The organism is Arthrobacter sp. WCS2018Hpa-7 (assembly GCF_031843805.1).
Taxonomy (GTDB): Bacteria; Actinomycetota; Actinomycetes; order Actinomycetales; family Micrococcaceae; genus Arthrobacter.
In genome coordinates, this window is sequence record NZ_JAVTJB010000001.1 from 1 (window position 1) to 22847 (window position 22847).

Sequence of the window (22847 nt, forward strand, 5' to 3'; positions counted from 1 at the left end):
TCGGGTTCACCGGGTCTTCCATCTGGCAATACGTCGCCATGTTCCCGCCCGTCCCCGAGAAGGTCATCGAGGCCGGCTACCAGGACTTCGCCGACCGCTGGAACCCCATCCTGGACGTCTTCGACGAAAACGGGGTCCGCTTCGCCCACGAAGTCCACCCCTCCGAGATCGCCTACGACTACTGGACCACCGTCCGCACCCTCGAAGCGATCGGCCACCGGCCCGCGTTCGGCCTGAACTGGGACCCCTCCCATTTCATGTGGCAAGGCATCGACCCCGTCTCCTTCATCTGGGACTTCAAAGACCGGATCTACCACGTGGACTGCAAAGACACCAAGCTCCGCCCCACCGGCCGGAACACCGTGATGGGATCGCACCTGCCCTGGGGCGACCCCCGACGCGGCTGGGACTTCGTCTCCGCCGGACGCGGCGACGTACCCTGGGAATCATCCTTCCGCGCCCTCACCGCCATCGGCTACAACGGACCCATCTCCGTGGAATGGGAAGACGCCGGCATGGACCGCCTCCACGGCGCCCCCGAAGCCCTCGCCGCCCTCAAGAAGTTCGACTTCCCCGCCTCGCAGACCAGCTTCGACGCAGCCTTCAGCAGCAAGGACTAGCGGGTGGCTGAGGCAGAAACGCACGACGACGGCGGGTTCGTCCCGCTGTTCGACGGCACCACCTTGGCCGGCTGGCGGGCGGTGCCGCGCGTCTACGGGACCGAATACCCGGGCGGCCCTGCCCTGCTGGACCGCTTTGCTGATTTGGGGCTGACGCCGCCGGAGGAACCGGAGAAGCACCCCGCCCGCTGGTTCGTGGAAGACGGTGTTCTGGTGGGCGAACAGGACTCCCCGGGCAGCGGCTACGGCGGCTACCTGGTGACTGAAAAGGCCTATGGCGACTTTGAGCTCGTTCTGGAAATGCGCCCGGACTGGCCCGCGGATACCGGCGTGATGATCCGTCGCCGGCCGGACACGTGGGAAGGCTTCCAAGTCCTGGTGGACCACCGGCCTTCGGGCGGCATCGGCGGGTTCTTCGGCAATGGACTCGCCAGTTTCTCGGCCGTTCCGTTTGCCGTGGACGTCGCGCGCGACGCCTTCGGGCAGCCAACCGGTCTGATCGCCGATGATCCAGCCACGTCCGTGGAACCTGTCACGGAAGAAAAGCGTGCCCGTCTGGCGTACGCGGCCGACGTCGACGACTTCCTCAAGGCTTGGCGCTGGGACGACTGGAACGAGCTCCGCATCCGCTGCGTTGGCGCGCTTCCGGTCATCACCACCTGGATCAATGGAGTGAAGATCGCTGAGCTGGACACCGCCACCCTGGACTCGCCCAACTTCAACCCCGCCGATGTTCTGGACGTCCTGGGCGAGCAGGGGCACATCGCGCTGGAAGTGCACGACAACGATGACATGTTCGGCGAAGCCCGCTGGGGCAAAGGTGCACAATGCCGCTGGCGGAACATCCGCATCAAAGAACTCAAGCCTGTGGGCACGGAGGTGACCGCATGATCCGCACCCTTCAACCAAGCCAGCGCTGCGAGGTGTGGGTCGCGTCGGTGGGCGGCCAGGCCGAGCTGGTGTACTCCACCGATGACGTGCTGCTGGAGGCTCCCAACTGGACCCTCGACGGCACCGCACTCGTCCTCAACGGGGACGGAAAGTTGTGGCGCTTCGATCTGTCCGCCAGGTCTCTGGAGGCCGTACCGTTGACGGGCGTTCCTGACCTGAACAACGATCACGTCCTGGCCCCCGACGGCGAAACAATCTTCCTCTCCGCGAACGACGGCCACATCTACCGAGCCTCGCTGTCCGGTGGTCCGGCCAGCTTGATCACCGAGGAGGACGGTACGTTCCATTTCCTCCACGGCGTCAGCCCCGACGGCAAGGAGCTCGCCTACGTGGGAATCGAGGCAGGCGACTTTACGCAGCCGGGCAAGCTGATGACCATTGCGTCCGACGGCGGCGCTACCGCCCGCGTTGATGTTGGTCCCGGCCACTGCGACGGGCCGGAATACTCGCCCGACGGCAAGTGGCTCTACCTGAACACAGAGTCCTTCACCTCGGCACCCGGCCACGCACAACTGGCCAGGGTCCGGGTGGACGGCAGCGTGTTCGAGCAGCTCCTTGAGTCCGGCACCGTCGACTGGTTCCCGCACCTTTCGCCGGACGGCCAGTACTCCACTTATGTCCGCTTCCCCATCGGAACGGAAGGCCACCCCGCTGACTTGCCGGTCGCCGTCGTGCTCGTTTCGACCGAGGACTGGACCACTCCCCTCCATACATGGCCACTTTTCGGCGGCCAAGGTACCCTCAACGTCAACAGCTGGTCGCCGGACTCCGGGCGCTTTGCGTTTGTGGCCTACCCACGCGGTGACTCGTTTCAAGATTCAGCAAAGGACTAAGCACGTGACCCTCAGCAATGGCACCTCCGACGGAACGATCCGCTGGGGAATCCTCGGCACCGGATTCATCGCCGGGCTGCAAACGAAAGACCTGAACGAGAACGGCTTCACGGTGCAGGCTGTGGGGTCCCGTTCGCTGGAATCGAGCGCGGCGTTCGCCGAGCAGTACGGCGTGGCAACCGCGCACGGCAGCTATGAGGATCTGGTAGCTGACCCCTTGATTGACGTGGTGTACATCGCCACGCCGCACCCGTTCCACCACGCGAATGCCCTGCTGGCACTGAATGCCGGAAAGCACGTCCTGGTGGAGAAGGCGTTCACCATGAACGCCCGCGAGGCGCAGGACATCGTTGACCTCGCGGAATCCAAGGGGCTCGTTGCCATGGAGGCCATGTGGACGCGGTTCCTGCCGCACATGATCCGCCTCCGCGACATCATCGCATCCGGCACCATCGGCGAGGTCCGCAAGGTGGTGGCCAGCCACAACCAGAGCCTTCCCAAAGACCCCGCCCACCGTCTGAACGATCCCGCACTGGGCGGCGGTGCGCTGCTGGACCTGGGCATCTACCCGATCTCCTTCGCGTTCGACATCCTGGGCACACCGTCCGCGGTGAGGGCCAGCGCCTCCATGTCGGCCACCGGCGTGGACCGGCAGACCGCCGCGATCTTCGAGTACGCCAACGGCGCCCAGGCCCTTGTGGACTGCGAACTCGATGCTGCCAGCGCCAACCGCGCCATGGTGATCGGGACTGACGGCTGGATCGACATCGAACACACCTGGTACAATCCGGTTCCTTTCACGGTCCACGCCGTGGATGGCAGCGTTGTTGAGCGATACGACCAGCCCGTCACCAGCCGGGGAATGCAGTTCCAGGCCGCTGAGCTGGAGCGTCTGGTTCGGGATGGTTCTACTGCTGGAACAATACTTCCCCCGGCCGAGACCGTGGCCATCATGGCCGCCATGGACGAGATCCGGAAGCAGATCGGACTGAGCTATTCCGCTGACCGGGTTGGTGCGGCATGACTGACTCGCCCCGCATTGTTGAGCTGAAGCAGCACGAGGAGGAGCTGGTCTTCGCGAGCTTCGACCACCACGATGCTTGGCGCCTGGGCTCCTTGATCGCCAACCACGCCATCTCATCCGGGTTTGGAGTGGCGATCGATATCCGCCGGCATAACATCGTGCTCTTCCGCTGCGTCCTTCCCGGGGCCACGGCCGACCAGGAAGAGTGGGTCCGCCGCAAGTCCGCGTCGGTGCTGCGGTTCGAGCACAGCACGGCGTTGTTGTCAGAGCAGTTTTCAGCCCGCGGGCACAGCCCCATCGGCGGCGGATGGCTCGCGCATGAGGACTACACCTTGGCTGGAGGTTCGTTCCCGATCCGTGTGCGCGGCGCAGGCGTGATCGGTGCGATCACGGTGTCCGGGCTGACGTCGGATGAGGACCACCAGCTGGTGGTTGACGGCATCCGGAGTTACTTGAAGACGGTGGGGGCCTAGGTGGGCAAGGCGAGAGTAACCTGTGGATCGGCGACTTACGCCAGGGGTAGGGCGTCAGCTCCGTCGGCGAAAATGCCCCCGGACAAGTTTTCCCGCTCGCATGTGTTCGGGCACCCATACGTCACCGTGCGATTTCGGGGGTACCGGGGTGGTTGATCCGCCCATGTCTATCACAGCCGGGGTGGGAGCCAAGGACGCCACCCGCTTGGCATTCTCACCTTCGAAAGCCTTGGTCATGTAGGCAAGGGACTCAGGTTCAGCTCCCAGGCTGAGGGCGTCTTCCCGCCAGCGGGATATCGCGGAGGCGACCTGCTGCAGCCGACGAATGGCCGCATCCCGGGTCAGCCGAAAAGCATCGGCGAACTCCAAGAGATCCCGGACGTCCCTATCGAAGAGACCGCCATGTGGGGTGAGTGGCGTATCTGATGTACCTGCTGGCACCGGGTTCACGTCGAACGACGGCGACAAGCGCCAGCCTCTGTTGGTTCGCAGGAGCCCGTGGTTTCTCATGTGGTCATCGGTGTTGTTGACCATAGCGATGAGAGCGGCACGGCTGAACATCTCGTTGGCATCCTGAACAGGTTCTGCAGAGATATGCGCCACTTCAGAGGCGATTTTCACGTAGTCTGGGTGTGAGTACGTGTCGAGTTGGAGGGCCGTGCGCACACTCATGTACGGGATGCGCCGGTCACCGTCGCGGTCAAACCGCCGGGTGAGGAAGACATGGGAAAATTCTGAAAGAGGCATGAGCCGCGACTCGGCGACCCTGATGCCTGCCCGTTGCTGCAGCCTGATGGCGACCATTTCCCACAGTTGCACGTTGCCGACGTCCGATGTCTTCGGGAATTTTGCCAGCAGCATGGAACCGTCGTCGTCCCGAACCCAGGCTTTGGGCTGAGCACCACCCGGAGAGGAACCGGCACCCATGAGCAAGGAGTTCTCCTCCTTGACCTCGCCGGTTTCAGCGAAGAGTCTGGCCTCCTCTGAGAGCGCCCCAAGGTCGCGGATTCCTGCACCCCGGCCCCACGACGACAGGAATTGGTCGTTCTCCCGGAAGCGAAGTGCGCCCTGCCTGGTCTCATCGTTGACCAGCAACAGGTAGCCCGCTTCACCTGTGGGCGGAATGCGGCCGGCACCCTTGGCGAGGGCCTGTTGTCGCAGTTCTTCGAATAACAGCTTCTTGCCCCAGTCATCCGGGGAGGCGTCTTGGAAGGACCCGAACAGCTCGCGGCCCTGGGTGGGACGCTGGGGGCCGCGTCGCAGGGGTAGCTCCGGGGAAACCTCGAATGCTTCTGCAGCGGACATCCAACTGTCGGCGTAGGTGAACGTGACGTGCTCGCGAGGGGAAAGCCCATCCGTTTCAATGTCCATCACGCCGGCCAAGGACTCGTTGACGAGCACCTCCACGCGCCTGATGCTTCGGGCAGCCACTAGTTCCTCCTGGGGGCGCGCTGCCTGCTCAGCAGGTGCGCCCGCGCCCTGCCAAGATCGGTATTCAGGGGATCCAAAGCACTAATAAGGTCTTCAGCAACACCGAGCACAGACGCCACGGTCATGAGGTGTTCGACTTTTCCACCCTCGCCTGTTTCAAGGCGCATGAGCGTGGGTCGTGAAACATCAGCGCGTTCGGCGACAAGTTCCTGCGACAAGCCGAGGATGATTCGTCGGCTTCGCAGGTTCTCCCCCAGACGGCGCATGGCATCTCTACTGTTCATGTAACTATCTTGTGGCATTAAGACAGCTAATGCAATAAAACAGCTACCTTACGAGGGCTGAGGTGGTATCCCCCCGATCGCAAAAGGTAACCTCCCGCCGTCGTTGTCGGTACCGGCACCCCTTCCGGGCAGTAGCCGCACGCCGACCCCGAAAGGACTGGCGCTTGGTCCAAATTACCGCCCCTTCAGCACGTATCGCCTTTCAGGACGTCCGACGCCGTACTTGAGTCTGACTTCCAGCGCCCCCTCATCGTGGAGGTACTCAAGGTAACGGCGGGCGCTGACGCGGGAGGTCCCGAGTTGCTCGGCAACCTCCGCCGCGGACACGTCGCCCTGCGCGGACTTGAGTGCGGCTTCCACCAGTTCCAGGGTCTCCACGCTGCAGCCTTTGGGCAAGGTCCGTTCGGAAATGCCCAGCCCGAAAACGCGGTTTACATCTGATTGCTCAGCTTCCACCTTGGACGCATCCAGGCCCTGGTAGGCGCTGAGATAATGCTCCAGCCGTTCCTGCAGATCGGATTGGGAGAAGGGCTTGATCAGGTAATGGACTATGCCACCACGCAGTGCCTTACGCACGGTCTCCACTTCGCGGGCGGCGCTGATCACCAGTACATCGAGGTCCGGGGCAACATCCCGGAGTTGGTGCATGAGTTCCAGCCCGTTGATGTCCGGCAGGTGGATGTCCAGCAGCACCAGGTCTGGCTGCAGCCGCTCGGTTTCAATCAAGGCCTGGGCGCCGGTGTGTGCCACGCCTACCACCTCGAACCCCGGGGTTCGCTGGATAAAGCCGGCGTGGACTTTGGCCACCATGAAGTCGTCGTCCACAATCAGAACCTTGATCACCGCTGGTGTGCCCCTCTACTGATGCCTGAGTCGGTCTTGCTGAACTGCGCAGTAAACACAGCCCCGTTGTCGTTGGATACCGAGAGGTCGCCTCCGGAGCGCCGGCAGATCACCCGTGACAACGCCAACCCAAAACCGCGGGCATCGCCCGGTCCGGGCTCTTTCGTGGAGAAGCCCTGCCGGAAAATGTCCTCAGCGGAGCCGGAGGGCACGCCCGGTCCATTGTCCCGGACGGTGACCGTGACTCCGTCCGGAGAGTTGACCACCAACACGCGGACCGAAGCCCCGGCGCGGCCAGTGACGGCGTCGAACGCGTTATCCACCAGGTTTCCCACCACGGTGGTGAGGTCCCTGGAGAGCTCCTCGCGGACACGCGGCAGGCCGGACTCCGGGTCAAGTTGAAGTTCCACGCCGCGCTCGGTGGCCAGGCTGGCTTTAGCGATGAGGAGGGCGGCGAGCGCGGGGTCTTCGATGCGGCTGGTGACATCGTCATTGAGCCGGGTGCGGTCCACAGTGGCGCCGTTGACGAACTGCACCACGGAGTCGTATTCGCCAATCTGGATCAGGCCGGAAATGACGTGGAGTTGGTTGGCGAACTCGTGGGCTTGGGCCCTCAGAGTGTCCGTGACTGTGCGCGTGGCGCCGAGTTCACTTTCCAGGGATGACAGCTCGGTCCGGTCCCTCAGCGTTGTCACCGAGCCGATATCGCGGCCGTGCGAGCGGAGGGCCACACGGTTCATGACCACCAACCGTTCACCCACCAGCACCAGTTGATCGGGGTCGGATTGTTCGCGGGTCAGGACGATTTTCAGTGCCGGATCCACGTGCAGGGAGCGGAGCTTTTTGCCGACGCAATCCGGGGGCAGGCCCAGGAGTTCACGGGCGCTCTGGTTGGCCACCGTGACGCGCTCGTGCGGGTCCAAAGCGACGACGCCTTCTTTCAGGCCCTGCAACATGGCCTCCCGGTTTTCCACCAGCCCAGTGATCTCGCGCGGCTCCATGCCCAGGGTCTGCCGTTTGACGCGGCGGGACAACAAGAGCGATCCGGCGACGCCCAGGACGCTGGCAACACCCAAATAGGTGAGGAGGTTGGGCACGGCATCGCCCAGGCGCTCGATGGTGGAAGGGTAGTTCCGGCTGATGGAGGCTACGCCGATCATGATTCCGGCGTCGTCCAGGACAGGAACGTGGGCGGAAAGTACTGCCCCTCCGCCGGCCGGCAGGACGCCGGTCCACGCCCGCCCCTCCATGACCCTGCTTTCACCGAGGGGAAGCGACTGTCCTACCAGGCTTGGATCGGACGAGGCCACCACTGTCCCGTCCAGCTTGGCGAGGGCCACGTGGGAGGACCCCGATACGGTGCGGACGGATTCGGCCACAGCGGGGAGGGCTGAACCGGCGCGGGGTTCCGCGGTGGGCAGCAAGGCGCGGACGGTGGGGTTGTTGCCCAAAGCCTCGGCAGCGGAAAGCGCCCTGCGGCCTTCGGTCCGTTCAAATACAGCGGCCGATTGGGCGAGTGAAATGGCCACCACGGCCACCAGGACGGCCAGAACGATGAGCAACTGCAGCACAAGGTATTGCCCTGCCAGGGACATCCCTCTTCTTCGAGACAGTCGGGTCACTGCGTTGGTTCCTTTGGTGGTGCCGGTGATCGGAGGACTTCTGGGGGCCGCTCCGTGTGGCGTACCGGAACTATACCGCAGGGGCGCAGAAGACCAGCTCAGGCCGCTGTGCGCAGCAAAAATCCGTGAACGCAATGAACTTAAAGATCACTGCGAACACAAGAGTGATCCCTGTCACTTACGCGCCTAGCATCAAAACAACGGGGCACAACGCTGATTGCCCTGCACCGAATTTTCAAAGATGAGAAGAGGAACACCATGCGCCAGATCCGCGCATTGCGAGTCGCCGCCGTCGCCGCCGGCATCGCCCTGATGGCCACCGCCTGCGGTGCCACAGGTAAGTCCACTGGTTCTGAAAGCTCCGGGGCAGCAGGACCCGTCACCGGTCTCCAGATCATGGTTCCGAATACTCCCGGCGGTGGCTACGACACCACGGCCCGGGCCGCCGCCAAGGTGCTGGACGACGAGAAGATCTCCACCAACACCGAGGTGTTCAACCTTGCCGGGGCCGGCGGCACGGTGGGCCTCGCCCGCATCGTCAACGAAAAGGGCAACGGCGACCTCACCATGCTTATGGGCCTGGGCGTCGTGGGAGCCAGCTACACCAACAAGTCCGAGTCCAAGCTGACCGAGACCACCCCGTTGGCAAAGCTGATCGAGGAACCCGGCGCCATCATGGTGGGCAAGGACTCCCCGTACAAGACCATTGATGATCTGGTGAAGGCCTGGAAAGCCAACCCCGCTTCCATTTCGGTTGGCGGCGGCTCCTCGCCTGGCGGCCCGGACCACCTCCTGCCGATGCAGTTGGCTGGCGCTGTTGGCATCGACGCTACCAAGGTCAACTTTGTTTCGTACGACGGCGGTGGCGACCTTTTGCCCGCCATCCTCGGTAACAAGCTTGGGTTCGCCGCTTCCGGTGCAGGCGAGTACTTGCAGCAGATCAAGTCCGGCGAGATCCGTGTCCTGGCCACCAGTGGCGAGAACCGTTTGGAGGGCGTGGATGCTCCCACGCTGAAGGAGTCCAACATTGACTTGGTCTTCACCAACTGGCGCGGCATCGTGGCCCCTCCGGGCATCAGCGAAGACGATAAGAAGTCTTTGATCGCGGCCCTTGAGAAGATGCACGCATCTGCCGGTTGGAAGGAAGCGCTGAAGACCCACAGTTGGTCTGACGCCTTTGTTACCGGCGACGAGTTCAAGACCTTCCTGACGGACCAGGACAAGCGCGTGGCGGATGTCCTCACCAAGCTCGGGTTGGCGTGAGCTCCATAGCCACAGGCCTTAAAGGCCGCGCCGAGCTGGGGGTAGCCCTCCTGCTCGGCGCGGTGGGCGTCTTGGTCTTCCTGGACGCGAACGGCCTGGTGACCCCGTACTCGCAGTCGGACCCGGTTGGTCCGAAGACTGTTCCGTTCATTGTTTCGGGCCTTCTGATCGTTTGCGCCATCCTCCTTGCCATTAACGTCCTCCGCGGCGGCAAGGGTGAGGCCGAAGGCGGCGAAGACGTTGACTTGGCCCACCCTGCGGATTGGAAGACCGTCCTCCCGCTGGCCGGAGCGTTCATTCTGAACATCCTGCTCATCGACTGGGCAGGCTGGGTCATCTCCGGAACTGTCCTCTTCTGGGGCAGCGTGCTGGCACTTGGCAGCCGCCGCTACATTCGTGACTTCCTCATCTCCGTGGCCCTGGCCTTGTTGACCTTCTACGGCTTCTACCTCGGCCTGGGCATCGCACTGCCTGCCGGGCTCCTGGAAGGAATCCTCTGATGGACGTCTGGTCCTCCTTGATGGACGGTTTCGCCACCGCCCTGACCCCCATGAACCTCTTGTTCGCCGTGATCGGCGTCCTCTTGGGCACCGCCGTCGGCGTTCTTCCTGGACTGGGCCCGGCCATGACCGTGGCACTGCTGCTTCCGGTGACCGCTGCGTTGGAGCCCACCAGCGCCTTCATCATGTTCGCCGGCATCTACTATGGCGGCATGTTCGGCGGTTCCACTACCTCGATCCTCCTCAACACACCGGGTGAATCGTCGTCGGTGGTGACGGCCATCGAAGGCAACAAGATGGCCAAAGCCGGCAGGGCCGCGCAGGCCCTTGCTACTGCGGCCATCGGTTCCTTCATCGCCGGTACCATCGGCACCGCACTGCTGGCAGTGTTCGCACCCATTGTGGTGCAGTTCGCCGTGAGTTTGGGCGCTCCGAGCTACTTCGCCATCATGGTCCTTGCCCTGCTGGCCGTCACCGCAGTCCTTGGCTCCTCAAGGCTCCGCGGTTTCGCGTCGCTGGCCCTCGGCCTGGCCATTGGTCTGGTGGGCATCGACTCCGTTACCGGACAACGACGCCTCACCTTCGGCCAGCCCCTGCTGGTGGACGGTTTGGACATCGTGGTGGTTGCTGTTGCGATCTTCGCCGTGGGTGAGGCCCTCTGGGTTGCCGCCCACCTGCGCCGCACGCCGCTTCACGTCATACCCGTGGGCCGTCCCTGGATGGGCAAGAAGGACTGGGCACGTTCCTGGAAGCCGTGGCTCCGGGGCACTGCCTTCGGCTTCCCCTTCGGCGCTTTGCCGGCCGGTGGCGCAGAAATCCCCACGTTCCTCTCGTATGTCACTGAGAAACGGCTGAGCAAGCATCCGGAAGAGTTCGGCAAGGGCGCCATTGAAGGCGTCGCCGGACCGGAGGCCGCCAACAATGCGGCCGCTGCCGGAACACTGACCCCGATGCTGGCACTCGGCCTGCCCACCAACGCAACCGCCGCCGTCATGCTCGCAGCCTTCACCTCCTACGGCATCCAGCCCGGCCCCCAGCTTTTCTCGAGCCAAGGTCCCCTGGTGTGGGCACTGATCGCAAGCCTCTTCATCGGCAACTTCCTGCTCCTGCTCATCAACCTGCCCTTGGCGCCGGTGTGGGCGAAGCTGCTGCAACTCCCCCGCCCGTACCTCTACGCAGGCATTCTGTTCTTCGCCACCCTGGGCGCCTACTCGGTGAACCTGCAGGCCTTCGACTTGGTGATCCTGCTGGTACTCGGCGCTTTGGGCTTCATGATGCGGCGCTTCGGACTTCCGGTCCTGCCGCTGATCCTCGGAGTGATCCTGGGTCCGCGCATCGAAGGCCAGCTTCGCAAGACGTTGCAGTTGAGTGCCGGCGATCCCGCAGGCCTGTTCAGCGAACCCATCGCGATCGTGGTCTACATCATCGTGGCGATCATCCTGGCCTGGCCGTTCATCTACAAGCTCATCCGGCGCAACCGGCCAGTGCCAGCCACAATGATCCCGGGTAATTCCGGGGCGACTGTCCCGAGGGAAGCCGGCGGCGTAAACCACGGCAGCCACCGCGCGGACGGAACGGCAGACGGCGACGGCGACGGCTAGCCTGGCGCCTGGCAAGGCCGGCCGCCTCCCCAACAACAAGTACAACAAGGAGAAACCATGACCATCGTGGTGGGATACGTCCCCACACCAGAAGGCGAAGCAGCATTGACTCAGGCCATCGCCGAGGCCAAGAAGAGCAACGACACCCTCCTGGTCATCAACTCGTCCAAGGGCGACGCCTTGGTGGACAACCGGTACGCCCAGGAACCGGACATCCAGAGCATCGAGGAACGCCTGGCCGAGCACGGCATCCAGCACATCATCAAGCAGCCGATCCGCGGCCACGATGCCGCGGCCGAAGTCCTTGACGCCGCCGACGAAAACGACGCAGCCCTAATCGTTATCGGCCTTCGGCGCCGCAGCCCCGTAGGCAAGCTCATCATGGGCAGCGTCTCCCAACGGATCCTGCTGGAGGCAGACTGCCCGGTCCTGGCGGTCAAAGCCGACTAGGAGTTTTCGTCCAGCTAATGCCCTTAAGATTCGTTCTTAGGGGCATTACCTGTACAAAAACTCCCGGGGGGACCACGTGGCTGAAACCATCCGCACCGCAACAACGCACGACGCCGGGAAGCTGGCTGAGCTCGCCGCCGTCACCTTCCCGCTGGCGTGCCCGCCAGGTTCGTCGCCTGCTGACATTCAGGCCCACCTCGAAAAGACGCTGAGCGAGCCAAACTTTGAGGAATACCTCGCCGACTCGAACATCACCATCGTGGTGCTCGACGACGACGGACAGCTCCTCGGGTACACCATGCTTATTGCCAAGCCGGCCACCGACCCCGACGTCGCCTCGGTTCTTTCCGCTCTCCCCTCCACGGAGTTGAGCAAGTGCTACGTGCACCCCGACCATCATGGCAAGGGTGCCGCATCACAACTCATCAAAGCCTCCCTGGCCGATGCGGCGGACAAGGGCGCATCAGGGGTGTGGCTGGGCGTGAACAGCGAGAATGCCAAGGCCATCCGCTTCTACGAGAAGAGCGGTTTCCAGCGCGTAGGCACCAAGTCCTTCACACTCGGCAACACTGTGGAACACGACTTCGTCATGGAGCACCAGCTCTAAAAACGCTAGCCGAACAGATCCCCTGTCAACGGCGGCCGGGGATCGGATCTCAATTCGAGCCCTGCCGGCAGCCCGGTCACTGTACCGGAAGAACCGGAGGCCTGCACCGTGATCCGCGAGCGCCCCAGCAGCACGTTGTCCGCGCGGAACGACCCATAAGCGTCGGGCAATATCGGCGCCAGGTGCAGGACGTTCCGGGTGAAGTCAGGATCGAAGCGCAGCAGGATCCGGGCCAGTTGCACGGGCGCCGCAGCCGCCCACGCTTGCGGGGAACACGCCGTCGGGTACGGAACCGGCTCCGCGAAGTCGCTGCGGTCAAAGCCGCAGAACAACTCCGGAAGTTGACCGCCAAAGTGCTCGGCGGCGTCGAACAATCCGCTCGCAATCCGGCTGGCTTCCTTCACGAAGCCGTACCGCATGAGCCCTGTGGCGACCAGCGCGGTATCGTGCGGCCAGACGGAGCCGTTGTGGTAGCTGACGGGGTTGTACGCGCCCATGTCCGAACCCAAAGTCCGGATGCCCCACCCCGTGAACATCTCGGGCGACATCAGCCGCTCCGCCACCAGCGGTGCCTTGTCCTCGTCCACGATGCCCACCCACAGGCAGTGCCCCATGTTGGACGTACAGGAATCCACGGGCTTCTTGTCCTTGTCCAGAGCCAACGCAAAGTAGCCGCGGTCCGGGAGCCAGAAGGCCTCGTTGAAGGCGGCCTTCAGCGTTTCGGCGCGGTCCGCGCAACGGCGTTCGACGGCGGTGTCGCCGGCCGACCGTGCCAGCAGTGAACGCCCAACGTACGCCGCGTAGGCGTAGGCCTGCACCTCGCAGAGGGCGATTGGGGCCTCAGCCATCCGGCCGTCCGCGAAGTTGATGCCGTCCCAGGAGTCCTTCCAGCCTTGGTTCACCAGTCCATGGCTGTTTGGCCGCTGGTATTCGATGAAGCCGTCACCATCGCGGTCGCCGTACTGCTCCATCCATTCGATGGCGCGGTCGGCGTGCGGAAGGAGGGAGTCGATGATGTCCGCGCCAAGGCCCCATCTGCTGAGCTCGCCCAGCGTGGAAACGAACAGGGGCGTCGCGTCTGCGGTTCCGTAGTAAGCGGTCCCGCCCAAGGCGAGTCCCGCCGTGACCCCCAGCCGCACTTCGTGGGGCATCCGTCCAGGTTCTTCCTCGGAGTCGACGTCAACCTTGGTTCCTTGCAGCGCTGCCAGGGTTTGCAAGGTACCGGCTGCCAGATTGGGATCCACCATGAGCGACATGTAGGAGGCCAAGAGTGAGTCGCGGCCAAACAGCGCCATGAACCATGGGGCGCCGGCGGCCACCGCTGCGCGTCCTGGGTGGGCGGGGTCGAAGATCCGCAGCGAGCCCAGATCGCGTTGGCTCCGCTCCAGGACTTCCTCCACGTTGGCATCGGACACGGCAATCCTGGGGACGTGCTCTTCCCAGGCGGCGTGGCGGCGGACGCCGGGGGTGTGGTGCAGCGGAGTGGTTTCGGTGAAGGGATCGTTGGGGCCTTCTCCGTTGACCAGGGGAAGCGCGATGATGCTGGTTGACCATTGGCTGCGCGCGGGGATAGTGATGTGGAATTTCAGTCCTTCGTCGGAGACCTTGGCGCCCGAGGCCCGGAAGGACACGCCCCTGCGTTGACCGCTGGAGTGGAGGGAGTCGATATGCAGTTCCTTCTTGTGCGCCTTCTTCGTAGGTATCCCGGCCTTGTTGGCCCTGCCGCCTTTGACGTCGAAGAGGTCGGCCAGGTCGGCGTCGATCAGTAGTTCAATCTCGCAGGGAGCGGCCTGCCCGGAGTAGTTCCTGACGGTGATGTCGTCCCGCAGGCCGGCACCCACGTGCCGTTGATGCTGGACCACCAGAGGGCTGTCGAACCTGCCATCCGCTGAGCATGCCCTGCCGACGTATTCGGCCTGGAAGGCGGTGGGATTCCTGGCTACAAGCGGTTCCCTCAGGGCCCCGTTGACCCGCAGGATCCAGCGCGAGACTATCCGCGTGTCCTGGTAGTACGCACCTTGGGACCCGCCTCCGTGGATGTCACCCGAGTGCGAGGAAATACAGAAGGATGATCCTTCGACGACGGTGACGGCACCGAGCTCTGACGCTCCGGCTTCAGTGTCTTCGTTCCAAGCGGTCATGGCCAACCGGCTTCCTCGGGAGTCTTCCTTGAGGGTGGCAGGCCATACAAGGCTTGCCTCTGATTTTCTTGCAACAGACTCCGACCGGAAAGGGGTCCAGCCGAAAATTGTTGAATGACTTTGGCGTAAAGGTCCAGATGGTCCGCAGCCATTCGTGCTGAGCTGAAAGACTCCTCCACGGATCTTCGGCAGGCATCCCGGCTGAGGAACGGAACCTGTTCGAGGCAGGCAACCAACTCGCGGGGGGACCCCAGAAAGCCCGTTATCCCGTGCCTGACGATTTCCGGAGCAGCGCCCATCGGCGTCGCCAGCACAGGGGTTCCCGTGGCGAGGGCTTCGATCATGACCAGCCCGAAGGGTTCGTGCCATTGAATGGGGTTGATCAAGGCGATGGCATCACCCATCAACTCGAATTTCTCTGGATCTGAGAGCTCTCCAAGGAACTCCTCCTGATGACCGAGGGCGGGCCGAACCACGTCACGGAAATACTCTTGCTCGTCCTTGGCATGCATCTTTGCCGCGATCTTCAGGGGGACGCCGGCTTCCTGAGCAATAGTTACGGCTTCCATCAGTCCCTTGTCGGGGCACATGCGGCCCACAAAGCAGGCGTATCCTCCAGTGCCCCGGCCGACGCTCACTGCGGACAGGTCGATTCCGTGGTGGATGACCGCGGAAATCTCCACATTCGGGATCCTGCTGCACTGATCGTGGGAGATCGCGATGATGGCGGTGTCCCGGGCCATGTCCCGGTACAGATTTGCGGCCTGCGGGGATAGCTGGCCGTGGATGGTGGTCACTACAGGCACATCCATTGGCCTGTGCGCATAAAGGGGACCGGCCAAGGTGTGATCGTGAATGATGTCCACGCCGCGCAGGCCGCGGTACGCCCTGATGACGTGGGCCAGCTCGCTCAGGGAGAGCCCCATTTCCTCGGGTTCGCTGGGCCCAAAGCCGGGTACTTGGGGCACCGGGCAGGTGCTGTCCGAGGCGGTTGCCAGCAGGACATCGTGTCCCGCGTCCGCCAATGCCCGCGCCAAGGCATCCACTACGCGCTCTGTTCCGCCATATTTTTCGGGCGGTACGGTAAACCAGGGTCCAACGATGAGTCCGATGCGCATGAGGTTTGTCTCCGCGTCAACCCCCAAGCCAAAAGGCTGTCTGCATAACCCGTTTCAAGAGTATTGGGCTTCACATGGCACGGCAATGGGTGAGGAAAATAACAGCCGTGTAAGGAATGTTCGGCCGGTTCAACAGGTTGCCAACAGCATGAAGATTGAGATCTGGTCAGACGTCGCGTGCCCGTGGTGCTACATCGGCAAGCGCCGTTTCGAGACCGCGCTGGCACAGTTCCCGCACCGTGATTCGGTGGACATTGAGTGGAAGAGCTACCAGCTGGACCCCTCCGTTCCCGAGCATTACGACGGCACGGAGCTGGATTACCTGAGCAAGCGCAAGGGTATGGCTCCTGAGCAGGTCAAGCAGATGTTCGCCCACGTCACCGAAACCGCCAAGGGCGAAGGCCTGGACTATCACTTCGACAAGGTGGTGGTGGCCAACAGCTTCACCGCGCACCGCCTCATCCACCTTGCTGCTTCCCACGACCGCCAGGACGCAGCCAAGGAGCAGCTGCTCAGCGACCACTTTGAGCATGGCAAGGACATCGGCAACCAGGAGTACCTCACGGAACTCGGCGCCGCCTTGGGGTTGCCGGCCGATGAAGTGGCAGAGCTTTTCACTTCCGACAAGTTCACCGAGGAGGTCAACGAAGACATCAACGAGGCCCGCGCCATCGGCGTCACCGGCGTCCCGTTCTTCGTTATCGACCGCAAGTACGGCATCTCCGGCGCCCAGCCCGCCGACCTTTTCAGCGAGGCCCTGAACCAGGCCTGGCAGGAAGCCAACCCCCTGATCCCGGTGGGCGCTTCGGACGCCGAGGCCTGCGGCCCTGACGGCTGCGCCGTCTAAGTAGCCCCCGCCGTCGTGCGTTAACCCAAGTAGGGGACAGCAAACGTCGCTATGAGCGCTGATTGCGACGTTTGCTGTCCCCTAGTTGGGTAAGCCGCTAGCCTTTCACCACGTCAAGCTCGACGACGGCCCAGGACAGGGCGGGCAGCGTCAGGCGAAGCTCGGAACCAGTCGCCTTCACACCTTCCAGGGCCGTCAGGCCAACGCGGCCCGGCTGATCCTGGCTGTTGATGGTCAAGCGGTCGCCGCCCTCAGGAATTTCGAGGACCTCGGCGCGGATCACCTGACGGGCGTCGAAACCGCGCAGGGCGACCTCGACGTCGGCCGCTTCTTCCAGGCCGCGGTTCGCGAAGAAGAGTGCCACGCGGCCCGTTTCCTCGTTCCACGTTGCGCTGACATCCACCAGGTCTGTGTCGCCAAACCGCGCATTCGAGTACTTGTCCGAGTCCACCGAGAGACGGAGAATCTGGCCCTTGGCGAGCTCGGCCATCCGTGCGAACGGGTGGAAGATGGTCTGCTTCCACGCCGGCCCGTTCTCTTCCGAGAGGATCGGCGCAATCACGTTGACCAGCTGGGCCTGGTTGGCGATCTTCACGCGGTCACCGTGGCGGAGCAGAGAGTTGAGCAGCGTGCCCACCACCACGGCGTCGGTCACGTTGTACTTGTCCTCGATGACCCGGGGGTGCTCACGCCAGCCTGCCTTGGCAACGTTGTGCGGCTGGTCCTCGGTGTCGAGGCCGCGCTGGTACCAGACGTTCCATTCGTCGAAGGACAGGTTGATGTGTTTCTTGTGCTTGCCCTTGGCGCGCACGGCGTCCGCGGTAGCCACCACTGATTCAATGAAGTAGTCAGTATCGACAGCGGATGCAAGGAAGCTGCCCACGTCACCTTCGTGTTCCTGGTAGTAGGCGTGGAGGGAAACGTAGTCCACTTCGTCGTAGGTGTGGGTGAGGACCGTCTGTTCCCAGGCACCGAACGTGGGCATCGAAGAGCTGGAACTGCCGCAGGCCACCAGTTCAAGCGAAGGGTCCACGAACCGCATGGCCTTGGCTGCTTCCTGTGCCAGCCTGCCATATTCGTCTGCGGTCTTGTGGCCGATCTGCCACGGCCCGTCCAGCTCGTTGCCGAGGCACCAGAGCTTGATGTTGAACGGGTCCTTGTGTCCGTTCTTGGCGCGGAGATCGGACAGGTAGGTTCCGCCGGGGTGGTTGGCGTACTCCACGATCTCGCGGGCAGCGTCCACTCCTCTGGTGCCCAGGTTGATTGCTTCCATGATTTCGGTGCCGGCCTGCTTGGACCAGTCCACAAACTCGTGGAGGCCAAAGGCGTTGGTTTCCACAGTGTGCCAGGCTCCGTCGAGCCTGCGGGGCCGCTCGCTGACGGGGCCGATCCCGTCTTCCCAGTTGTAGCCCGAGACGAAGTTGCCGCCGGGGTAGCGGATGACGGTGGCGCCGAGTTCCTTGACCAGCTTCATGACGTCCTGGCGGAAGCCGTTTTCGTCAGCCTCGGGGTGCCCGGGCTCATAGATGCCGGTGTAGACGCAGCGGCCCATGTGCTCCACGAAGGAGCCGAAGAGTCGTCGGGGTACCTCGCCAATGGTGAAGTCGCGGTCGAGGGTGATGCGTGCGCGGGACATGTATCTCCTTGGTTGTGTTCTGAAAACTATTGGTTTCTGAAAACTGTTGGGTTCTGGAACTGTTGGTAAGCGCTGGGTGCCGGTCAGGTTCCGGCGAGTCCCGTCGTCGCAACGCCCTTGATGATCTGGCGCTGGAAGAAGAGGAAGACCACAATCAGCGGCAGCGCGGCCAGCAGCGCGGACGCCATGTTCTGCGCGTACTGGATGCCGTAGGCGCTCTTGATGGTCTGCAAGCCGACCGGGAGGGTCAGCAGGTTGCCGTCGTTGGTGGCGATGAACGGCCACAGGAAGTTGTTCCACGCACCGATGAAAACGAAGATCGCAACGGCGGCCAGGATGGGACGGGACAACGGCAGGATGATTTGGGTGAAGATCCGCAAGCGGCTGGCGCCGTCCATCACGGCCGCTTCTTCGAGCTCGCGCGGGATCTGGTCGAAGAACTTCTTCAGCACGAACACCATGGCGGGGTGGATGACCTGCGGCAGGATGATGGCCCACGAGGTATCGATCAGGTTCAGCGCCAGCATTTGGTAGAACAGCGGGATGATCAGCACGGGCGGCGGGATGATGATGGACGCGATGATCACGGTCATCAGCACCTTCTTGCCCTTGAAATCGATCCTGGAGAGCGCGTAGGCCACCAGTGCCGAGATCACCAGGGTGATGGCCGTGATGGCCGCCGAGGTGTAGAGCGAATTCCACGTCCAGAGCGGGATGTTGCCGTCCTGGAACACCTTGACGAACGCCTCAGGAGTGAAGCCCGACGGCGGCAGCCAGGTGACGTCCGGAGCGGCGGCATCCGTCTCGGTCTTGAAAGCGGTGGCGGTGGCCCACGCGAACGGGATCAGCCACAGTACGGCAATAAAGGCGGCGACCACGATGGCCGCGATCCTGCCCACCGTCAGCTTTTTGCGGGGCTGGCGGATCGTGGGGCTGTTACCGGTGGTGGTGCTGGGTGCGGGACGGGTCAGGGTAGGGGTTGCCATGGTTATGCGCTCCTGCGGCGGGTGATGACGAACTGCATGACAGAAACAACCACGATCAGTCCGAAGAAGATGTAGGAGATGGCTGCGGAGTAGCCCAGCCGGTACCCGGTGAACCCGGTTTCAAAGATGTACTGCACCACGGGGCGGGTGGATCCTGCCGGCCCGCCTGCGGTCATTTGATACACCTGATCGAAAATCTTGAGTGATGCCAGGATCTGGAGGAGCACAATCATCACGGTGGTAGGGGTGAGCTGCGGCAGCGTGATGGAGAAGAACTGGCGCCAGGCTCCGGCTCCGTCCAGAGATGCCGCCTCATAGTGCTGGGCGGGGATGTTTTGCATGGCGGCCAGATAGAGCAGGAAATTGAAGCCCACGGTCCACCAGAGGGTGGCGATGACAATTGCCCACATGGCCACGTTCGGGTCATTCAGCCAGGCAACCCTGGGGAGCCCGATTCCCGTGAGGAACTCATTGATCAGGCCGAGCTGCGGGTTGTACAGCCAGGTGAAGAACAGTGAAACCACCGTGGAGGCCAACAGGTACGGCGCAAAGTAGGAGAGCCGCCACAGCCACTGGGCCGGAAGCCCCACGTTGAGCAATGCGGCCATGACCAGGGCCACGAGGACCAGGGGTACGGTGCTGATCACTGTGAAGTAGAGGGTGTTGCCCAGGGACCGCCACATATCTGCGTCAGCCAACGCCTCGGCGTAGTTGGCGAAACCGATCAGGCTGTCGTTGGCCCCGGTCAGGGACTTGCCCGTGAGGCTCATATAGAAGCCGTAGAGGATGGGCCAGACGAGGAAAACAAGGAAGAACACCAGGAAAGGGGCGGCAAATCCCCAGCCGCTCAGGTTGCTGCGGGTGCGGCTCCCGGGTTTGCGCAGACTCTCCGGCCTCGGCCGGGACAGCGTAGAGGTACTCATTCAAGAACTCCTTTGGTCGCTCGGTACGTGGGCCGGTTAGACCGGGTTGGGACGGGAGAGGAGGGTGTTGGTGCGCTGTTCGAAGGCATCCCATCCGGCGGAGGCCTTGTCCCTGCCCAAGAAGACGTTCTGGACGTTCTCCGCGAAGTAGGTCTGCCAGTCCGAGCCGGAGCCACTGAACCAGGCCTCGGGATCGTAGGCGATGATGTCCGCCGCGTTGGCGTAGTGGATCTGCGGGGTGAGTTCGCGGTACGCCTGGGACTGGACCACGGGCTGGTACCCGGGGATGTGTCCAGCTTCTGCCCAGGACAGCGATCCCTTCAGGACGTCGGTGACAAACTTGTAGACGTCCCTGCGCTTGTCCTCGTTGACGTTGAGTTGCCGTGGCAGGACGAACGAGTGCGAGTCGGCGTAAGACGCCGGCGTCCCGTACAGCGTGGGAATGGTGGCCGCGTCAACGGGGATGCCGGCCTTCTTCATGGTGGGCAGTTCCCACACGCCACTGAACAGCATCCCGGAACCGCCGCGGGCGAACTCGGCGATGCCGGTGCTGATATCACCGGCCTGGGCTGCGATGGTGTCATCAAACAGGGAGGCCATGAATTCCAGCGACTCTATGGCCGCGTCCCGATCCACCTTCATAGGCTGGCCCGGCGTCAGTTCCATGTCCACGCCGTGCTGCTTGTAAAGCGTGTAGAACAGGCGCCACATCTGCGACCCACTGCCCAGGTAGCCGAAGGACAGGCCGTGGGCCTTGGTCACTTTCTGCATTTCCAAGGCCATGGCTTTGAACTCGTCCGGCGAGCTCACCTCTTGTAGCTGCCCGTTGCTGCCCAGGACGCCCGCTTTGCCTGCTACATCCGTGTTGTAGAACATGACGAACGGGTGCGAGTCCAAGGCGATGGAGAAGACCTTGCCGCCATGCTGGCTCTTTTCCCAGATTCGGGGAGCAAAGTCGGAAGCCGTCACGCCGTTCTCGGCAAGAAGGTCCAGGTCCCAGGGATCGATAAGTCCGCCCGGCGCGTATCCGGGAACCCTGCTGGCGTGCATGATGGCCACCTCGGGTGGGCGGCCTCCTGCCGATGCCATGGCCAATTTGGTGTAATACGGCGGCCCCCAGGCCAGCACCGTGGGGTGCACCTTGAAACCGGGGTTGGCCTGGTTGGCCGCGTTGATCATGGTCTGCATCTTGATACCGTCACCGCCGGAGAGGAGGTGCCAGAACCCAATGTCCTGCACGGCCGCGGCCTGGGCTGCCCCTCCACAACCGCTGAGGCCCGTAGCCAGGAGTCCCCCGCCAAGGAGGGCCGATCCTGTCAATAACTGTCTCCGGGACAACTGTTTCCCGGTCAAAGATTCAAACTGCTTCACCCGTCACTCCTTTGGATGGGTCCGCTGAAAGGTCACTGCTGCATTGCGGTGTTGCTGCGCTGCGGTGTTGCTGCGCTGCATAGCTGCTGCACCGCATAAAGTCCGGCTCCGGTGCGCCCGCACTCGGGTATATGGTGGCCCCGGGGTGACGCAGATCTCACATTACATCGATGTAATAGGCAGGGCAAGAGAAAATTGTTAGCGCACACAATTTAGTGGCCGGCTCTCGCTTCAGGCCTTGCTGCTGTCCCGTTCCACGATGCTGTAGTCCACGCTGATGACCCGCTGGCCTTGGGCCCTGTCCCCCATGCGCTCCGTGAGGAGACGCAGGGCTTCGCTGGCAATGGTTCGCTTGTCAAAGGAAACCGTGGTCAGCGAAGGGACGGCGTAGCGGCCATCGGCAATATCATCAAAACCCGCCACGGCGATTTCTTCGGGGATCTGCAAGCCCCTCTTCCAGAGCACGCTCAGGGCACCAATCGCCATGGAGTCCGTGAAGCAGAAGAGAGCTTCTGGAACAGGATGCGTATCCAGGTAAGCGTCCAGGGCTTTGGCGGCGGTTTCGGGCGTCCACTTTTCGCAAGGAATCAGCAGCGACTCATCCCGCGGAATACCCAGGATGTCCAAAGCGGCTTCATACCCTTGGGTACGCTGGATGGCCGCCGCAGATCCTCGCCCCTGGGTTGTTCCAAGGACCGCAATGCGCCGACGCCCGGGCTTGGCCAGCGCCAGCGTCATGTCCCGGGCCGCCGTCAGGCTGTTCACAAAGACCCGGTCGGCCAACTGCTGCGTCACCTCGCCCAGAAGAACCACAGGAGGCAGGGCCACACCAACTTTGACTGCGCTCTCATCCAACACCACGGGGTTGAGGATCAATCCGTCGATCAGGTTGGAGCGGGCCCGGGTCATCAGCTCCTGCTCGCGGTGCGGGTCAGAGCCAGTTTCCTCGATCTGGACAATCCAGCCCTGCTCGTGGGCCACCTCCACAATGTGATGGGCCACCTCTGCCGAGTACGGTGTGGCGAGGTCTGGCAAAGCCAGGGCAATGACCCCGGAGCGGCCATTCCGTAGCCCGCGCGCAGAAAGGTTCGGGACGTAATCCAATTCCGCCATGGCCTGCTCAACCCTGAGCCGGGTAGGACCACTGACCGGCACGACTCCGTTCATCACGTTCGAGACCGTTTTGGGCGAAACCCCCGCACGACGCGCCACGTCCTTGACCGTTGCGCGCAATACGCCCCCTAGCTACAGTGTTGACCGGCGCTGCGACTGGCCGGTTTTCCTTGATGCTACGCGAGATTTCGCGCCCGGATGCAGCGCCCC

At 63.2% G+C, this 22847-nt stretch carries 22 protein-coding genes; 11 read left to right on the plus strand and 11 right to left on the minus strand.

Annotation, left to right across the window (positions count from 1 at the left end; all coding sequences use genetic code 11):
* The 5 genes from RQH14_RS00005 to RQH14_RS00025 form a co-directional block, all read left to right on the plus strand.
* On the plus strand, window positions 1–620 hold a 620-nt coding region (locus RQH14_RS00005), incomplete at its 5' end, for a sugar phosphate isomerase/epimerase family protein (RefSeq protein WP_311211305.1).
* A 3-nt stretch (window positions 621–623) separates the two neighbouring features.
* Window positions 624–1511, plus strand: coding sequence for a DUF1080 domain-containing protein (locus RQH14_RS00010; protein ID WP_311211306.1), 888 nt, complete (start codon window positions 624–626; stop codon window positions 1509–1511).
* A complete protein-coding gene (locus RQH14_RS00015; RefSeq protein WP_311211307.1) occupies window positions 1508–2404 on the plus strand; it encodes a biopolymer transporter Tol in 897 nt (298 codons plus the stop codon). Before RQH14_RS00010 ends, RQH14_RS00015 begins: the two co-directional genes overlap by 4 nt.
* A gap of 4 nt (window positions 2405–2408) precedes the next feature.
* On the plus strand, window positions 2409–3428 hold the full coding sequence (locus tag RQH14_RS00020) for a Gfo/Idh/MocA family oxidoreductase (protein WP_311211308.1): 1020 nt from the start codon (window positions 2409–2411) through the stop codon (window positions 3426–3428).
* Window positions 3425–3901, plus strand: coding sequence for a heme-degrading domain-containing protein (locus RQH14_RS00025; protein WP_311211309.1), 477 nt, complete (start codon window positions 3425–3427; stop codon window positions 3899–3901). Before RQH14_RS00020 ends, RQH14_RS00025 begins: the two co-directional genes overlap by 4 nt.
* Window positions 3902–3955: 54 nt before the next feature.
* Here the strand turns inward: RQH14_RS00025 and RQH14_RS00030 are convergent, their stop codons facing one another.
* The 4 genes from RQH14_RS00030 to RQH14_RS00045 all read right to left on the minus strand — a co-directional run bounded on the left by RQH14_RS00030 (window position 3956) and on the right by RQH14_RS00045 (window position 8054).
* The gene (locus RQH14_RS00030; RefSeq protein ID WP_311211310.1) at window positions 3956–5332 is read right to left on the minus strand and encodes a type II toxin-antitoxin system HipA family toxin; all 1377 of its coding nucleotides are present in this window, start codon (window positions 5330–5332) and stop codon (window positions 3956–3958) included.
* Window positions 5332–5616 (minus strand): helix-turn-helix transcriptional regulator, encoded by a 285-nt coding sequence (locus RQH14_RS00035; RefSeq protein ID WP_311211311.1) that lies wholly within the window; start codon window positions 5614–5616, stop codon window positions 5332–5334. Before RQH14_RS00035 ends, RQH14_RS00030 begins: the two co-directional genes overlap by 1 nt.
* Before the next feature lie 174 nt (window positions 5617–5790).
* Complete coding sequence (locus RQH14_RS00040; protein ID WP_311211312.1) at window positions 5791–6459, minus strand: response regulator; 669 nt, start codon at window positions 6457–6459, stop codon at window positions 5791–5793.
* Window positions 6456–8054: a sensor histidine kinase gene (locus RQH14_RS00045; protein ID WP_311211773.1), complete on the minus strand. Its 1599-nt coding sequence runs from the start codon at window positions 8052–8054 to the stop codon at window positions 6456–6458. The genes RQH14_RS00040 and RQH14_RS00045 overlap by 4 nt, the downstream gene beginning before the upstream one ends.
* Before the next feature lie 285 nt (window positions 8055–8339).
* On the opposite strand from RQH14_RS00045, the gene RQH14_RS00050 reads away from it, so the two are divergent.
* From RQH14_RS00050 to RQH14_RS00070, 5 genes are all read left to right on the plus strand, one after another.
* On the plus strand, window positions 8340–9344 hold the full coding sequence (locus RQH14_RS00050; protein WP_311211313.1) for a tripartite tricarboxylate transporter substrate-binding protein: 1005 nt from the start codon (window positions 8340–8342) through the stop codon (window positions 9342–9344).
* Entirely contained in the window at window positions 9341–9844 is a 504-nt protein-coding gene (locus RQH14_RS00055; protein ID WP_261611354.1) for a tripartite tricarboxylate transporter TctB family protein, read from the plus strand. The genes RQH14_RS00050 and RQH14_RS00055 overlap by 4 nt, the downstream gene beginning before the upstream one ends.
* Window positions 9844–11445: a tripartite tricarboxylate transporter permease gene (locus RQH14_RS00060; protein ID WP_311211314.1), complete on the plus strand. Its 1602-nt coding sequence runs from the start codon at window positions 9844–9846 to the stop codon at window positions 11443–11445. The genes RQH14_RS00055 and RQH14_RS00060 overlap by 1 nt, the downstream gene beginning before the upstream one ends.
* A gap of 57 nt (window positions 11446–11502) precedes the next feature.
* Entirely contained in the window at window positions 11503–11895 is a 393-nt protein-coding gene (locus RQH14_RS00065; protein WP_311211315.1) for a universal stress protein, read from the plus strand.
* A gap of 76 nt (window positions 11896–11971) precedes the next feature.
* Complete coding sequence (locus tag RQH14_RS00070) at window positions 11972–12502, plus strand: GNAT family N-acetyltransferase (RefSeq protein ID WP_311211316.1); 531 nt, start codon at window positions 11972–11974, stop codon at window positions 12500–12502.
* Between the two features lie 5 nt (window positions 12503–12507).
* Here RQH14_RS00070 and RQH14_RS00075 read toward each other — a convergent pair whose 3' ends face one another.
* Together RQH14_RS00075 and RQH14_RS00080 are read right to left on the minus strand one after the other, a co-directional pair.
* Window positions 12508–14643 carry a glycogen debranching N-terminal domain-containing protein gene (locus tag RQH14_RS00075; protein ID WP_311211317.1) on the minus strand — a complete coding sequence of 712 codons (2136 nt, stop codon included), beginning with the start codon at window positions 14641–14643 and terminating at the stop codon, window positions 12508–12510.
* Window positions 14640–15761 (minus strand): glycosyltransferase family 4 protein, encoded by a 1122-nt coding sequence (locus tag RQH14_RS00080; RefSeq protein WP_311211318.1) that lies wholly within the window; start codon window positions 15759–15761, stop codon window positions 14640–14642. Before RQH14_RS00080 ends, RQH14_RS00075 begins: the two co-directional genes overlap by 4 nt.
* Window positions 15762–15909: 148 nt before the next feature.
* On the opposite strand from RQH14_RS00080, the gene RQH14_RS00085 reads away from it, so the two are divergent.
* Window positions 15910–16608: a DsbA family oxidoreductase gene (locus RQH14_RS00085; protein ID WP_311211319.1), complete on the plus strand. Its 699-nt coding sequence runs from the start codon at window positions 15910–15912 to the stop codon at window positions 16606–16608.
* A 97-nt stretch (window positions 16609–16705) separates the two neighbouring features.
* Here RQH14_RS00085 and RQH14_RS00090 read toward each other — a convergent pair whose 3' ends face one another.
* From RQH14_RS00090 to RQH14_RS00110, 5 genes are all read right to left on the minus strand, one after another.
* Window positions 16706–18244 carry an alpha-N-arabinofuranosidase gene (locus RQH14_RS00090; RefSeq protein ID WP_311211320.1) on the minus strand — a complete coding sequence of 513 codons (1539 nt, stop codon included), beginning with the start codon at window positions 18242–18244 and terminating at the stop codon, window positions 16706–16708.
* A gap of 83 nt (window positions 18245–18327) precedes the next feature.
* A complete protein-coding gene (locus RQH14_RS00095) occupies window positions 18328–19230 on the minus strand; it encodes a carbohydrate ABC transporter permease (RefSeq protein ID WP_311211321.1) in 903 nt (300 codons plus the stop codon).
* A gap of 2 nt (window positions 19231–19232) precedes the next feature.
* Complete coding sequence (locus RQH14_RS00100; RefSeq protein WP_311211322.1) at window positions 19233–20153, minus strand: sugar ABC transporter permease; 921 nt, start codon at window positions 20151–20153, stop codon at window positions 19233–19235.
* 36 nt (window positions 20154–20189) lie between these two features.
* On the minus strand, window positions 20190–21524 hold the full coding sequence (locus RQH14_RS00105) for an extracellular solute-binding protein (protein WP_311211323.1): 1335 nt from the start codon (window positions 21522–21524) through the stop codon (window positions 20190–20192).
* Window positions 21525–21755: 231 nt separating this feature from the next.
* On the minus strand, window positions 21756–22757 hold the full coding sequence (locus tag RQH14_RS00110; protein ID WP_311211324.1) for a LacI family DNA-binding transcriptional regulator: 1002 nt from the start codon (window positions 22755–22757) through the stop codon (window positions 21756–21758).
* Between the last annotated feature and the right edge of the window lie 90 nt (window positions 22758–22847).